This window comes from Candidatus Agathobaculum pullicola (assembly GCF_052117205.1).
Classification (GTDB): Bacteria; Bacillota; Clostridia; order Oscillospirales; family Butyricicoccaceae; genus Agathobaculum; species Agathobaculum pullicola.
This window is the reverse complement of sequence record NZ_JBQKJP010000003.1, coordinates 95,721-110,224: the sequence shown is the minus strand read 5'-3', so window position 1 is coordinate 110,224 and position 14,504 is coordinate 95,721. Positions and strand designations below refer to the sequence as shown.

The 14,504-nt window shown below is 53.9% G+C and carries 13 protein-coding genes and 1 pseudogene; all 14 read right to left on the bottom strand.

The window, feature by feature from the left end:
• Window positions 1-5: 5 nt before the first annotated feature.
• The 14 genes and pseudogenes from hemZ to ACTQ3V_RS02405 all read right to left on the bottom strand — a co-directional run bounded on the left by hemZ (window position 6) and on the right by ACTQ3V_RS02405 (window position 14,390).
• Window positions 6-1,475 (bottom strand): coproporphyrinogen dehydrogenase HemZ, encoded by a 1,470-nt coding sequence (gene hemZ, locus ACTQ3V_RS02470; protein WP_441466101.1) that lies wholly within the window; start codon window positions 1,473-1,475, stop codon window positions 6-8.
• Window positions 1,475-2,107 (bottom strand): MBL fold metallo-hydrolase, encoded by a 633-nt coding sequence (locus ACTQ3V_RS02465; protein ID WP_441466100.1) that lies wholly within the window; start codon window positions 2,105-2,107, stop codon window positions 1,475-1,477. Before ACTQ3V_RS02465 ends, hemZ begins: the two co-directional genes overlap by 1 nt.
• 20 nt (window positions 2,108-2,127) lie before the next feature.
• Window positions 2,128-2,577, bottom strand: coding sequence for a D-aminoacyl-tRNA deacylase (gene dtd / locus ACTQ3V_RS02460; protein ID WP_441466099.1), 450 nt, complete (start codon window positions 2,575-2,577; stop codon window positions 2,128-2,130).
• Window positions 2,578-2,618: 41 nt separating this feature from the next.
• Complete coding sequence (locus ACTQ3V_RS02455) at window positions 2,619-2,840, bottom strand: DUF4177 domain-containing protein (RefSeq protein WP_441466098.1); 222 nt, start codon at window positions 2,838-2,840, stop codon at window positions 2,619-2,621.
• Between the two features lie 63 nt (window positions 2,841-2,903).
• Complete coding sequence (gene metG / locus ACTQ3V_RS02450) at window positions 2,904-4,838, bottom strand: methionine--tRNA ligase (RefSeq protein WP_441466097.1); 1,935 nt, start codon at window positions 4,836-4,838, stop codon at window positions 2,904-2,906.
• 445 nt (window positions 4,839-5,283) lie between these two features.
• A complete protein-coding gene (locus ACTQ3V_RS02445; protein ID WP_441466096.1) occupies window positions 5,284-6,270 on the bottom strand; it encodes a DUF975 family protein in 987 nt (328 codons plus the stop codon).
• 32 nt (window positions 6,271-6,302) lie between these two features.
• On the bottom strand, window positions 6,303-8,087 hold the full coding sequence (locus tag ACTQ3V_RS02440) for a VanW family protein (protein WP_441466095.1): 1,785 nt from the start codon (window positions 8,085-8,087) through the stop codon (window positions 6,303-6,305).
• A 238-nt stretch (window positions 8,088-8,325) separates the two neighbouring features.
• On the bottom strand, window positions 8,326-9,429 hold the full coding sequence (gene ychF, locus ACTQ3V_RS02435) for a redox-regulated ATPase YchF (RefSeq protein ID WP_441466094.1): 1,104 nt from the start codon (window positions 9,427-9,429) through the stop codon (window positions 8,326-8,328).
• A gap of 77 nt (window positions 9,430-9,506) precedes the next feature.
• Window positions 9,507-10,715 carry a site-specific integrase gene (locus ACTQ3V_RS02430; protein WP_009323456.1) on the bottom strand — a complete coding sequence of 403 codons (1,209 nt, stop codon included), beginning with the start codon at window positions 10,713-10,715 and terminating at the stop codon, window positions 9,507-9,509.
• Between the two features lie 127 nt (window positions 10,716-10,842).
• The gene (locus ACTQ3V_RS02425) at window positions 10,843-11,049 is read right to left on the bottom strand and encodes a MerR family transcriptional regulator (RefSeq protein ID WP_009323457.1); all 207 of its coding nucleotides are present in this window, start codon (window positions 11,047-11,049) and stop codon (window positions 10,843-10,845) included.
• Between the two features lie 24 nt (window positions 11,050-11,073).
• The gene (locus ACTQ3V_RS02420) at window positions 11,074-11,916 is read right to left on the bottom strand and encodes an ATP-binding protein (protein WP_009323458.1); all 843 of its coding nucleotides are present in this window, start codon (window positions 11,914-11,916) and stop codon (window positions 11,074-11,076) included.
• A gap of 100 nt (window positions 11,917-12,016) precedes the next feature.
• Window positions 12,017-12,334 (bottom strand): annotated as a pseudogene (locus ACTQ3V_RS02415) (plasmid recombination protein); the annotation flags it as partial.
• 171 nt (window positions 12,335-12,505) lie between these two features.
• Complete coding sequence (locus tag ACTQ3V_RS02410; protein WP_441466093.1) at window positions 12,506-13,801, bottom strand: DNA primase family protein; 1,296 nt, start codon at window positions 13,799-13,801, stop codon at window positions 12,506-12,508.
• Window positions 13,794-14,390, bottom strand: coding sequence for a CHC2 zinc finger domain-containing protein (locus tag ACTQ3V_RS02405; RefSeq protein WP_349232496.1), 597 nt, complete (start codon window positions 14,388-14,390; stop codon window positions 13,794-13,796). Before ACTQ3V_RS02405 ends, ACTQ3V_RS02410 begins: the two co-directional genes overlap by 8 nt.
• Between the last annotated feature and the right edge of the window lie 114 nt (window positions 14,391-14,504).

Genomic DNA, 14,504 nt, shown 5'->3' with positions numbered 1-14,504 from the left:
CCTCCTTATTGCTTGGGAAATAGTAATTTGCGTTTGCCTTCCGCCAGCCGGTCGGCTGCACGGATGTACTCGAGCGGATATTTGGGGTTATTCGTCCGCTCGATCCAGCCGGTCGCGCGCTCGACGCGCTTGGACACGCTGCCCGCGCCCAGCGACAGAATGGTCTGCAATTCCTCCATCATGGTCACATTGTAAAAACATTCGGTATCCGGTTTGCACCAGCCGACGTTCTCAAAGCCTCCGGCGGTAAACTTCTGTCGGTACAGATAGTATGGCCCGTAGCCCGCCGCTTGCAGCGCGTGCGAGGCGCCATCCAGCATACGCGAAACCGTATCGCGCTGCGCGGCGGCCGCAGCCTTATCGGTGAGATCCGCGCCGCGCTTGATAGCCAGCGTATGCACCGTGATATTCTCGGGCGCAAGACCGATGAGCGTATCCATCGTCCGTGCAAAGCTGTCCGCAGTATCGCCGGTCAGCCCCGCAATCACATCCATGTTGATTGCCTCAAAGCCCGCCTGACGCGCCTCGTCATAGGCGCGCAGCACATCCTGCGTGCTGTGCCGCCGCCCGATAGCAGCCAGCACCGCATCGTCCATCGACTGCGGGTTGATGCTCACGCGCCCGACGCCTGCGGCTCGCAGCGCCGCAAGTTTTTCCGGTGTGATGGTATCCGGGCGGCCTGCTTCCACAGTATATTCACGCAGATGCGAAAAATCAAAGTTTTTTTCCAGTACCGCGAGCAAACGTGCCAGCTGCCTTTCATCCAGCGTGGTCGGCGTGCCGCCGCCGATATATACGCTCTGCACCCGTTTGCCTGCCTCGCGCACCAGCGCGGCGGTCTCCTCCACCTCGCGGCACAGGGTATCCAGATACGGCCCCATCAGCTGGCCGGACTGCGCGGTTGTGGAGGACACGAACGAGCAGTAATAGCACCGCGAAGGGCAAAACGGAATACCCACATAGAGCGAAATATCATCCGGCCCGATGGCGCGGTCGAGCTCCATCGCCGTTGCCGCCGCACGAATGGTCAGCGCGGTGCGATCGGAGGAAACATGGAAATGCTCCCGCAGGTATGCCGCTGCCTCACCGCGGCTCATGCCGCGCTCGATCAGGCCGCGGGCGAGCTTGGCCGGACGCACACCGGTCAAACTGCCCCAGACCGGCGGCTCGGTCAGCGCGGGCACAACCGCGTCATACACGGTCGTTTTCACCAGTTCAGTGACCGTACGCTTATAATCGAGCGGCTGCAACCCTTCCGCCGATGCGCGTCTCTCGCTTTCGCGCACCGTACCGTCCATGCTGACGATTGCCCTGGCCTGCGCTTGCCCGTCCGCTTCGGCCAGGATACTGCGGCACCAGTCCTGCTCGCCCTTACCGATGGTGTCTGCATGCGTCAGCGTAATGGTTGGCAGCAGGTGAAACAGCATTTCCTCCACCGCATGCTTGAGCGCATGGCCCTCCATGGTATAAAGCATCACTTGCCGACCGCCTGCAGCATATAGGAGTTGGCCACGCGCTCCTCGGACAGCGTGGACAGACCCTCATGTCCGGGCAGCACCTTATAGTCGCCCTCCAAATCGTGCAGACGCTTAAGCGAGTGCAGCATCTGGCCGAAATCGCCGCCCTCGAGGTCGCAGCGTCCGCACTCATGACGGAACAGTGTGTCGCCCGTGAACAGACAGTCCTCAATCTGGATGACCGACGAGCCGGGCGTATGTCCGGGCGTGTTCATATAGGACGCGGTCAGGTTACCAAAGGTGACCTGCGTGCCCTCGGTTGCCACAATATCCGGCGTGTCCTCCACATAGCCGCGCGCCAGTGCACGGAACGGACGCATATTCTCATGCTTGAGCAGCCACAGGTCGCCCTCCGGTACGACATATTTTGCCCCGGTCTTTTCCAGCACCTCATGTGCGGCAAGAATATGGTCGAAATGCGCATGCGTCAGCAGCACATACTTGACCGTCAGTTTTTCCTCCGCAATCGCGTGCAGAATCGAAGGGGCATTGTCACCCGGATCGATCACCGCGGCCTCACGACTGTTTTCATCATAAACAATGTAGCAATTGGTCGCTACTGCACCAACGCAAAGCTGCATAATTTTCATAATCGAAATTCTCCTTTCCATCACCGCATCTGCGCGGTGTCCATCCACAATGTAACCGGACCATCGTTGAGCAGGTCAACCTTCATATCCGCGCCAAACTCGCCGGTCTCGACCGGCAGGCCGCTCTCGCGGCAGCGCGCGATAAACGCTTCATACAGCGGAATCGCCGTTTCCGGCCGCGCCGCCGCGATAAAACTCGGGCGATTGCCTTTTTTGCAGTCTCCATACAGCGTAAACTGCGACACCACCAAGATCCCGCCGCCGACGTCGTGAAGCGACCGGTTCATCTTGTCGTTTTCATCGGTAAACACGCGAAGTTTAACTGTTTTATCCGCCAGATAAACCGCGTCCTCCACCGTATCCCCATCCGTCATACCGAGCAGGACAAGAAAGCCCTGCCCAATCTGCCCGTGCACCGCGCCGTCGATTGTAACCGACGCATGTGACACACGCTGAATCAGTGCCCGCATTTGTTTCCCTCATTTCCGGCGCAAATGCCGCGCCCAAAGATTCATTTTTCATCCTCTGTCGGTTTTTCAAACACCAGGTCGACCTGCGTGATATACCCTTCTGCGCGCTGCTTGACCGGAATACAGCCACAGTACCGCCAGCCCTCTGCCGCGCGGGCGCGTATGATCTCCTGATATCCGTCCAGCACAATTCCGATACCACCCATCAGCGAATAGCCGCCCGCTTCGGTTTCCAACCGGAAGAAATCATATTGGTAGCCCATATAAACTCCTTTCGCTGTAAGGAAAAGGCTGCGGCGGTCGCCGCAGCCCCTCGCGTCTTTATTTTAGCACAGCTTTGCGCCCGCTTCAATCGCATCATCCAGCATAAGCAGAGTGAGTTTGCCGTCCTTTTCAGCAGACAGCAGCATACCGTTAGACTCCTGTCCCATCATCTTGCGCGGCGGCAGGTTGGTCACGGCGACAACCGTCTTGCCGACGAGATCCTCCGCCTTGTAGTACTTGGCAATACCCGACAGAATCTGACGCGGCGTGCCCGAACCGTCATCCAGCTGGAATTTCAGCAGCTTTTCGCTCTTCTTGACGTTGTCACAGGCAAGCACCTTGCACACGGTCATATCGACCTTACAGAAGTCGTCAAACGGAATATCCGGCAGGAAGGTTACAGCCGGCTTTTCCGCCTGCTGCTGCGCCATCTTCTCCTCCTCGATTTCGGCCATCTTCTTCGGAATATCGATGCGCTCGAACAGGATGGACGCTTCGCCCACCGGTGCGCCCGCGGTCATGCCGCCAAAGGCCTGGAGGCTCTCCACGCCTTTGTCCTCAGTGCCCAGCTGCGCGAAAATCTTATCCGCGGTATCGGGCAGATAGGGACGCAGCATGGTTGCCGCAAAGCGGATGGACTCAAGCAGGTTATACAGCACCGTGCCGAGACGGCCCTTCTTGGCCTCGTCCTTGGCCAGCGCCCACGGCATGGTCTCGTCGATATACTTATTCGAGCGGCGCAGCAGCGTAAATACCTCGTCGATGGCATCCGCAACGTGCAAATCCGCCATGCGCTTCTCAACCGCTGCGGGCAGGCCGAGCGCGACCGCCTTCAGCTCGTCATCCACCGGCTCGGCATCTGCCGGGGCAGGCACAACGCCGTCGAAATACTTTTTGGTCATGGCAATCGTGCGGTTGACCAGATTGCCCAGCACGTTGGCCAGCTCGGAATTGATGCGCTCACAAATCAGCTCATAGGAAATCACGCCGTCATTGGCAAACGGCATCTCATGCAGCACATAATAGCGCACCGCGTCCACACCGAACAGACGCACCAGATCGTCCGCGTAAATCACATTGCCAAGCGACTTGGACATCTTGCCCTCGCCCACCAGCAGCCACGGATGACCAAACACCTGCTTGGGCAGCGGCTCACCAAGCGCCATCAGGAAGATCGGCCAGTAGATCGTGTGGAAACGGATGATATCCTTGCCGATCAGATGCACATCCGCCGGCCAGAAGCGCTTGTAGTGCTCATCATGGTTGCCGTCCGGGTCATAGCCGCAGAAGGTGATATAGTTGGTTAGCGCATCCAGCCAGACGTAGACAACGTGGCCGGGGTCAAAGTCTACCGGGATGCCCCACGAGAACGAGGTGCGCGACACGCACAGGTCCTGTAGGCCGGGCTTGAGGAAGTTATTGACCATCTCATTCTTTCGGCTCTCTGGCTGGATGAACTCCGGATGCTCCTCGATGTGCTGCATCAGGCGGTCGGCATACTTGCTCATGCGGAAAAAGTAGGCTTCTTCCTGCGCATCCACGACCGGGCGGCCGCAGTCCGGACAGCAGCCGTCCTTGAGCTGGCTATCGGTCCAGAAGGACTCGCAGGGCTTGCAATACTTTCCTTTGTAGCTGCCCTTGTAGATATCGCCCTGATCATACAGCTTTTTGAAGATTTTCTGTACCTTCTTCTCGTGCATCGGATCGGTCGTGCGCACAAACTTATCGTAGGTGGTGTTCATCATATCCCAGATGCGCTTGACTTCTGCCGCAACCTGATCCACATGCTGCTGCGGCGTAATACCCGCGGCCTCAGCCTTCTCCTGAATCTTCTGGCCATGCTCGTCCGTACCGGTCTGGAAGTAGACATCATAGCCGGTCAGGCGCTTGTAGCGCGCGATTGCATCGGCCAACACGATTTCATAGGTGTTACCGATATGCGGCTTTGCCGAGGTGTAAGCAATCGCCGTTGAGATATAGTAAGGTTTCTTGTCCATCTGATTCTTCTCCTTTATCATAGGTTTGCGAAATTTTATCCGTTTTCATACGCATTCTTACGAAGAAATGAAAAAGCCCTCCTCCCCGAATGAACTTCATCCAAGGACGAGAGCGAAACGCTTCCGTGTTACCACCTTGCTTTACGCGCCCCTCACGGCGGCACGCCTTAGCGGGTACTGCCATACCCCGATTCAATAACGGGAATCCCCCGCCGCAGCCTATGGCGGGATTACCGCCGGTCGATACGGTGCTCCGAGGCCATTTTCCGCGGCGCCTTCTGCATCCCGCTTACACCGTCCGGGACTCGCTTTGCCGTACCTCGCCGCGTACTTTCCTCTTCATTGCGTTTCAGCCGATATGATGGTTTCATTATAACATTGCGCCTTTACGCTGTCAAGCACACGAAACGGCGGGAAAACCCGCCGTTTCGATATCAATTATACTTTATTGCGGTGTGCCGTCGCCACCCTGTCCCGGCCATGAGCCGGTAAAAGGTGTGTCCTGCGGTGCCGCGACCGGTGCGGAAAGGTACGCATACATGCCGAAAAACGAGGTCATCACATAAGCGTCGAGGAATGCCCCCAGCAGAACCGCCACACAGACTGCCGCGATAAGCGCCGTTACCATAATCGCTATGCCCATGCTGCCCTTGACCAGCACCAAACCGGCAGCCCCCAGACCGCCGCACAGGTAGATTACGCCCATCAGCAGAATGTACCAGCCGACAAAACTAAGCAAAAACACAAACAGCTTGCCAAACTGTCCCTTGAACGCAGCAGATGCTTCACGCGTCGCATCCCATACGCCGCGCGTCTCATCATCACACACCAGCACCCAGCCTGCGCTGTAGGTCATCACTTTAATCTGAATCGGAATCAGCGCGATGAAGTACAGAATGTTCAGGACAGTCATTACGCCCGACACATTGCCCACAGATCCTCTCATCGCTGCGCTAAATGCCAGAGAAACCGCCAGTATCATGTACACAATAGTCGGTCCAATCATCCAAAGGGCCGAACGGAAGGTCAGGCAGAACTTCATCTTGATGCCTGCCCATAGCTCCCGCAGCGAGGTAAAAGGCTTAAACAGGGTGCTCACGCCCGGCTCCTCTCCGCGCTGCAAGGCAAGATAAAACCGCATGATGCCCAAGGTCAGCGGTCCGCTGATGAGAATCATCAGAAACAACACCAACCAGACGGTATTCATGCCCCGCGCCAGAGCCATACCCAGCATATACGTATCGGTGTATCCGGCCATTGCCATGGCAAGCACCCGGCCAAACAGCACCAGATACATCAACAGAAACAATAGTGCAAATGGCACCATATACAAAAAGTTGATGCCGATACAGCGCCCCAGGTTGTTCATCACCTGCCCTTTGCAGGCCTTCTTGATTTCCTTACGCGTCTGCGCGGTGAACTCTTGTCTCATCCGTTATCCTCCTACCATTGATTTATTTGATATTATGAAGCAGCCTGCGTCTGGTCGCCTGCTGTTTCTGTGGAAGTGCCCCCGTCTGTACCGGACTCCCCGGCCGTCGCCGACGCTCCATCCGATGGCGTTTCGGTGGTTGACGACCCTTCTGTCTCCGACGTTTGCGGCGTGGTAGGTGCCGGCGTTTGCGGCGTGGTGGGCGCCGGCTGCTTGGTGCCGACATACACTACCTTATCCCGCTTGACATAGGTGGACGTATTGGCCAGCACCTCGGTCGTCTTCCCGTTTTCCGTAATCACCTGATAGGTACGCGTGGCGTAGCCGGTAATCGGTGTGATATCGACGCGGGTCTGTCCCGCCATCATGGAGCTATCCTTTTTCTCAATCGTCTGCGGCGTATAGGTCTCCAACACCTCGGTGCGGGTATCTACCGTTTTGTCGCTGGTCTTGGTGCCCACAATGGTCATGATCATCTTGCCGCCCGTCTGCTCAGCCAGAATCTTGACGGGATAGTCCGTGTTATTCTTAAACCGGAAGTCCAAATTGCCGTAATCCACCGTGGCGTCCTCCCCGAGCGGGGTATAGGACACGGTAAAGGAATGATTATGCCGCTCGGTGACCTCCAAATCCGCACGCAGCACCGCCATATACAGGGTTGAAGAAGGCTGACATACGCCGCCTCCGAATTCTTCGATGATTTTACCGCCCGAATACGCGCCTGCGGGTTTATAGCCGCGCGCCTCTGTGCGCTCACCCACAACGTTATTATACGAAAATTCGTCCCCCGGATTGAGGATTGTACCGTTGATAGCCGCCGACGCCAGCCGGACATTGTTGGTTCGAGGCGTATTGCTTTCATCCAACCATGTAGAGGTCTGCGCAAGTGTATCCGTGAACAGCTTGGTCTTGAGATCCTCTGCCGTCACCTTGACCGCCGTTGTCGCAACCGGAATGGTGTAACTCGCCGCCGAGCCATCTCCGATGATGCTTCTTGCCTCTTCCACATCAAACTGCACGCCGACTTTTTCCGGAATGATGGTCTTTCCATCTTCCTTGCTGACTGTTGCACTGACCGGGTCGCCGATTACCGCTTCGGCAATCTTGTCAATATCAATCGCCGGTGTATCGGTCAACTCGGTCGAAACCTCATACGGCTCAAAATCCATCAGGCGGATTTTGTCCTCCAGCAGCGACCGCACTGCATCCGTATCGAACTTTACGCCCGGCTTACCCGTGTGAATTGTCATCGTGTTCGTACCGATTTCCCACGTCGGTTCGACCGGCTCGGTCAGCGCCTTGGAAGAGATTTCTTCCAGCGCCTCGGTCAGCCCATCCTCATCAACCTGCGCGGCGATCTGCGCCTCGTTCATACCGATAAGCGCTTTCGCTACATCCCACATACGGGCAAACGGGTTGCCTGTACGGCCCACGGCATAGGCGTTTTTCACGGACTGCTCCTCATCCACGCTTTGCAGGACATCGCTCACCGGGATATCATACGTCGTGTCAAAAATAGTCAGCGACAGCTTGGCGTCTTGATAAAGCGACTTGCTTTTCCCGGAGACCTGCTTGGTCGCCGCGCCTTGCGTCATTCCGCCGACCGGAATAGACCCGACCGTTACACCGGGAAAAATGTTCGGATAAACATAGGTAAAGCTGCACAGCACCGCCAGCAGCAGCACGGCAATACCGCCCGTAATTTTTACAGCCAGCGGCACACGCTTTTGCTTTTTACTTGTTTTGGAAGCAGCCGTCTGCGCGGTGTGCTTGGCCACATGCGTTCCTTCCTTCTGTTTGTTTGTCAGGATGCTCAACTTGTTCTTCCTCTTTTCCGCTATTTATATATGCAGATATGCGAAACATCATACAATTTACCGAAAAAAACAAAAACCAGCATATCCACGGCCCTTCGACATGATTCGCCGTTCTTATTATATACTGCAATAGTGTGATAAGCAATAACAATTCGGTAAAATAAAGCATGCCTGATTTGATCCCGCAAGCAGCAAAAAGCACCGCTTAAAACGGTGCTTTTCAAAGGTTATCCTTTTATTATACATTAAAGCGGAAGAGGACCACATCGCCGTCCTGCATCACATATTCCTTGCCCTCCGAGCGAACCAAGCCTTTTTCCCGCGCGGCCGCCAGCGAACCGAGTTCAATCAGGTCCTTATACTGAATTACCTCGGCGCGAATAAAGCCGCGCTCAAAATCCGAGTGAATTTTGCCTGCCGCCTGCGGCGCCTTAGTGCCCTTTTCAATCGTCCACGCGCGCACCTCCTGTTCGCCCGCGGTCAGGTAGCTCATCAGGCCAAGCAGGTCGTAACATACCTTGATCAGGCGATCCAGACCGGATTCATGCAGGCCCAGTTCGGAGAGGAACATCTCTTTTTCCTCTGCGTCCATGCCCGCAATATCCTCTTCCAGCTTTGCGCAAATCGGCAGTACCATTGCGCCTTCTGCTTCCGCGATTTTCTGCACGGCCGCCAGGCGCTCATTTTCAGTTTTGTCTCCAGTGAAGCCCGCCTCGTCCATATTGGCGGCATAGATCACCTTTTTCGCGGACAGCAGATCGCTCTCTTTGATAACGCGCTGCACATCCTCATCATCGGCAAAGCCCTCAAATGTGCGTGCAGTCTTGCCTTCCTCCAGATGGGCCTTCAGCTTTTCGAGCATCTCCACATCCACCAGCAGCTTTTTATCTGCCTTGGCCGCCTTGCGTGTGCGCTCCAGACGCCGCTCCAGATGCTCGATATCTGCCAGAATCAGCTCCAAATTAATGGTTTCGATATCGCGCGCCGGGTCAACCGAGCCTTCCACATGCACGATATTCTCATTTTCAAAGCAGCGCACCACATGCACGATTGCGTCTACCTCACGGATATGGGACAGGAACTTATTGCCCAATCCCTCACCCTTGCTCGCACCGCGCACAAGGCCCGCAATATCCACAAACTCCACCACTGCGGGCGTCGTTTTCTTGGCATGATACAGCTCGGTCAGGGGTTGCAAACGCTCATCCGGCACGGCAACCATGCCCACGTTGGGGTCGATGGTGCAAAACGGATAGTTTGCGCTTTCCGCGCCCGCCTGTGTAATCGCGTTAAACAGTGTGGACTTTCCCACGTTCGGAAGGCCAACGATACCTAATTTCATATATACTCATTCTCCTTCGATTTTTCCTTGATTTGCAAGGGTTTTCGGGTTTTGGCTTTTCGGCTACTACGCCATTTTTACGCCATTTTCGCATTGAGTTTTATGTCAGAAAACCCTTTTGACTCAAACTGCCGTACAGCTTGGTCGAGCGAATCGGTAGTCACATGAACATACCTATCCATCGTTGTCTTGATACTGGCATGACCCAATAGCTTTTGCAGCACTTTCGGCTGCATACCACTTTCGATGGCTCTTGTGGCGTAAGTATGGCGTAGAGCATGCATACAAAAGCGATTTATCCCTGCTTCGTCGCAGAGCTTGTAAAGGTGGGTATCATAGGAGCTGTTCTTCGCTGGCTCTCCTGTACGCCAGTTGATAAAAACAAGGTCACGCATAACAAGCTGTGAGGTTGTGCCTGTGCGCCTGTCTATGTATTCAAGCGTCTGTGAAAGCAAGGGAGATTCTTTCCTGTTATCCCGGCTATCCCAAATGCTTTTCAGAATATCGTAGGCTCTGTTCGTCAAGGGAATTGTGCGATAACTCTGTTGAGTCTTTGGAGGACCTGCACGCCAGTATTTTTGAGCGTGCCTAAACTCCAAAGTCTTGTTGACCGTAAGTGTTCGTTTTTCAAAGTCAATCGCATCCCAAGTTAATCCAATCATTTCGCCAGTACGCAAGCCTGTTTCGAGGATAAGGGCGTATTGGTTATAGTTGTGGGAACGCTGGGCAACTTCAAGAAAACGTTGTTGGTCATCGCAAGTAAGAAACTTTATATCATCCACAGCACGAACTGGCTTTGTAAACCGCACACCATCCATTGGGTGTCTGGCAATCAAGTCATTCATTTTCGCCGCCTTGAACAATGTGCCCATAGCAATATAGGCTTGTCGGATAGTAGAACCAGCATAATCAGCGTCCATCCGAATCAAGACTTGCTTACAGTGCATGGGCTTGACATTGGCAATCGCCATTCTACCGATAACGGGCTGAATGTTTTTGGAATATCGCTCCCGATAATTGCGGAGCGTATTAGGGGCTAAGTCACCTACTATATTTTCAATCCAGAAACTAAACCATTGGTCAACCGTTGTTTCGGTGGCAACAAAAACTTCTTCGTGCTTGTCGGCATATTTCGCTTCTTCCATCCAATTCCTTGCTTCGGGAATAGTCTGAAAATATTTCTCATGCCTTTTTCCTGTTTTATCAACAAATCGTGCGCTGTATAAACCGTCCTTTCTTTGGTAGATACCCTTACCGCAGTCTTTTCCTTTGAGATTTTTTCCCATGAAATGCTCCTTTCCCTTGAAGGGAAATGGACGCACTGCTACACGATAAGTATAGCAGATTTTGTCCATTCCCTCAAGTAGTTATTGTGAAAAACTCTCCGGCAATTTGTAAATTTTTCGGAACTTCTTATATCACCAGTTTCTCACTGATGAATTGCTCAAATTCCTTTCGTTTGACCAGCTTCTTTGTGCCGACAAACAAAACGAAGGGGCAGTTGGGCGAGCGGAGCATACTGTCGATCTTGTTGATGCCGATGTTGCTGTATTCTGCCGCCTCCTTGGTGGTCAGTGTCATTTTCAGATGGATCGGAACGGTGCCGATGCAATTCTCCATGTAAAAGCTCCTTTCTTGGGTTTATCAGCCGAGCAGACGAGCCGCCGTTTTCAGATTGTCGGCAGCGGTGCTTTTGCGGAAGCTGTCTCCATCGAACATGATCGGGACGCAGACCTCCAAGATGCGGTCATAAATTCGGCGGTCATCCAGATCGACAGCTTGCTTCATAACGGAAAGCGGGATATTCGTGGTGACGATCATGGGCTTGCCGGTCAGCAGCCGTTTGTCAACCACATCGAACACTCGCTCCTTACCGAAGCTGGTGTTACGTTCTGCCCCCAAATCATCCAGAATGAGGAGGTCGGGGCGCATAAGCGATTTCATGTAATTGTCGCGGTCCGAACCGAAGTTACCCTGCATACGGTTGACTACATCAGACATTCCCACAAAGAGGACGGACTCCAGACGGTCAATCAGAGCGTTGGCAATGCATCCAGCGGCATAGGATTTTCCCGTGCCGACATTCCCGAACAGGAGCAGCCCGATTCCTGCTTTTTTGAACTCGTCCCAGTTCTGCGCGTAACCCCTCGCCTTTGCAAGCTGGGGCGTTGTAACTGCGGCTGACTCAAACCGCCAGCCAGCGGCGGGCATATCGCGGAACGCCTCGCTGCGGAGCATCGTCATGTAAGACATTCTCTCATATTCCCGACGCTCCGCTTCTTCCCGTTCTCGGCGTTCGGCGACGCACTTGCACATAACCGGGTGCTTGGTAAAGCCCTGTGCCTGAAGGTCTGCGGGGTAAAAGGCTTCTTTCGGCGTATGGCACTTGCCGCAGTATTTCAGCCCATCAGCGGAATTGATGTAATCGTCAGGTGCGGCATTAGCCGCTTCAACGGCATCAACCATTTTTGTAAAAATCGGATTCATAGACACTCTCCCTCGTTATCGTCGTAAGTGTAGTTTTTCGCTCTCCTGCCCTTGCTGTCCTCGTCCAACCACTTCTTGATGGTGGCGTAATGATTGGCATAAACTGGGTCACCGTCAGATGCTCCTCGGTGCTGCCTCGCTCTCCACGCTCTACGTCGGTATATCCAGCAGCTCTCATGTGCTGATAAAAATCATCCTGCAAAATGGAGTAGGATTTCTTTAGAACCGGCTTTCCATTTTTCTGCAAAACGGGATTCCCGGTTTCGTCCAATGCCGGTTTGGACAGCCACTTTTTGCTGCGGCTGACCTGCATAATGGTCTCCTTGACCGTCCCCACCAAAGCCTTATCCTTGCACCGCTTTGACCAGAGAATCTGCTTTTCCACCACTGGGACATACACCACATGAAGGTGGTAATGTTTTTCACTGTTTGCACAACCATTGATCGGAAAGTGCGGATTTTAGAGCGCCCTCTGAGCCGAACAATAAAAAATAAACTTCGATTTTTTGCGTTCGTGCGTTCCTTCGTTCCACAGGCTGTACCCGGTCAGGAACGCATGAACGCACGAACAGAAGATTTTGAAGTTTCATTACAACTCCATAGGCGAGAGCAGGACATAAATACCCATGTATCCCCGACACCGTTTTCCACCGCCGATGTGCAGGTTATTGACCGGCTCCAAATGGTAGCGTTCAGCATTCTGGCTAAGCTGGTTTGCGAAGCTCTTTGGGGATAGTGGGTTTTCTGCGTTGTCCTCACACCACCGCTTATAGGCTACATACAGATTTTTGGTGCTGGCTTCATAATCGGCCTTGAATGCCACATAACCCTCAGAATCGAGAAAATCCAGAATGTTATTGGCATCCCGAACAGCGGAAGTGATATTGTCCTTGGCTCTCTGGCTGATGGTAAAGTGGTAGTGATTGGCGATCAGCCGCCGCAGCCCCTCCAGCATCCAGAGGAAGATTCCCTCTTTTTCCGCAATCAGTTTCTCGGCAAGGAACGGATCATCGAACCGATCCACAGGCTTGTCCTTGGTGGTCAGAATGATTTGGCGGCGAAAGAAGCCGTCGCTGCGGTCGTGAAGTGCAGTCAATGCCCCGTTGCCGAAACAGAGAAAACGCACATAAAGCTGCCCCTGATAACTCTGTTCTTTCTTCCGTTCCAAATCCATCCGCAGTTCTGCTGTCACGATGGATTTTACATAGTTGGTTTTGGTCAAGGCGTTCATGTCCAGATCATCGTCCACCATGAGCAGCTTGCCCTCCAGGTCGGCTCTGGCGAAACGGTTGTTTTCTACCTTCTGGATGGAAGTGGTGTTCATGTTGAACCCGAAAATGGCGTTCATCACCACACCGATGCGGCTTTTGCCCTCGCCGCCCTTGCCGATCAGCATGAGCATTTTCTGGCCCTTGGTGGACGGAATCAGGCAGTAGCCCAGATATTCCTGCAAGGCGGGAATATCCTCCGGCTCCAACAGCTCCGAGAGAAAACGCAGCCATTGTTCCGGTGCAGGAGCCTCTGTCTGATAGGACACCGGCAGGCGGTTGCTGCAATACTCTTTTTCCTCTGTAAACGTGCCATCCAGAAAATAAGTGCCGTTCGCCACATGGATGCGGTCACATTGCAGGGGCAAAGGGTCGGCGTATGCCGCCAGCTTCAGCACTTTGATTACCTGTTCCACCGTCTGTGCGGCTTTGGCATGAAGCCAGGGCGAGAGTTCCTCATAAATCGTTCGCTTCAATTTGTTCTCATCCGGCAGCTGTCCATCCACAGTATAAAATCGGTCGTTGATGCAGCGCATGGGATGCCGGGACAGAAAATCCCGGCAGTATTCCGGCTCTACGATTTTCCCCTTGTCATCGATCCAAACAGGGTTATTCATGGTATCGCTCCTCTCTCAGGCGGGCTTGTAATTTGCGGATGTATCCGTCTGCCGTTAGTTCGCTTACGACTTCGCTTCGTTCATAGGAATCGCCTTGCAGCAGGATGTCCAGCTGATACTCCACCCAGGGCAGACGGTGACAGGCTTCCACAAATCGCTTATCCAGCGAATCTTCCGGCGCTTGCGGCGCATACCGTTTTTTCCAATCCAGGAGCAGCCGCCGGTATTCGTTCAAAACAGAAAAGCACAGCTGCTCGTTCTCACGAAGCTGCTGTGCTTTGGTTTTCTGCTTCCATTTTTGACGAATGGATTCCGGCAAGGGCTTGTCCGGCGCAAGGTGAAAGTCCGACGCCAGTTTTCGGGCCGCATCATACAGCCGAAGGTCAAACAGTTTGGCAGTCAGGTCGATCACATCCCCATGCTCCCCACAGGCGAAACAGTGGTAGTGGTCATCCGATACATACAGGCTCGGGTGACGGTCATTGTGGAACGGACACAGCGCCATGCCGTTTCGGTTGACTTGTAGCCCATAGTGTTCAGCCGCTTGTCTTACGGTAACTGCTGCCTTTACCATCGTAAAAATATCCATGCCATAGTTCCTCCTTCATCTTTGTACAGGTTTCTCCTGTCACCTCAATGTACGGAGAAAAAGGGCATGGTTCCAAAAATCCGTCAGTCCTGCAAGAAAATAAAATACCGCCTC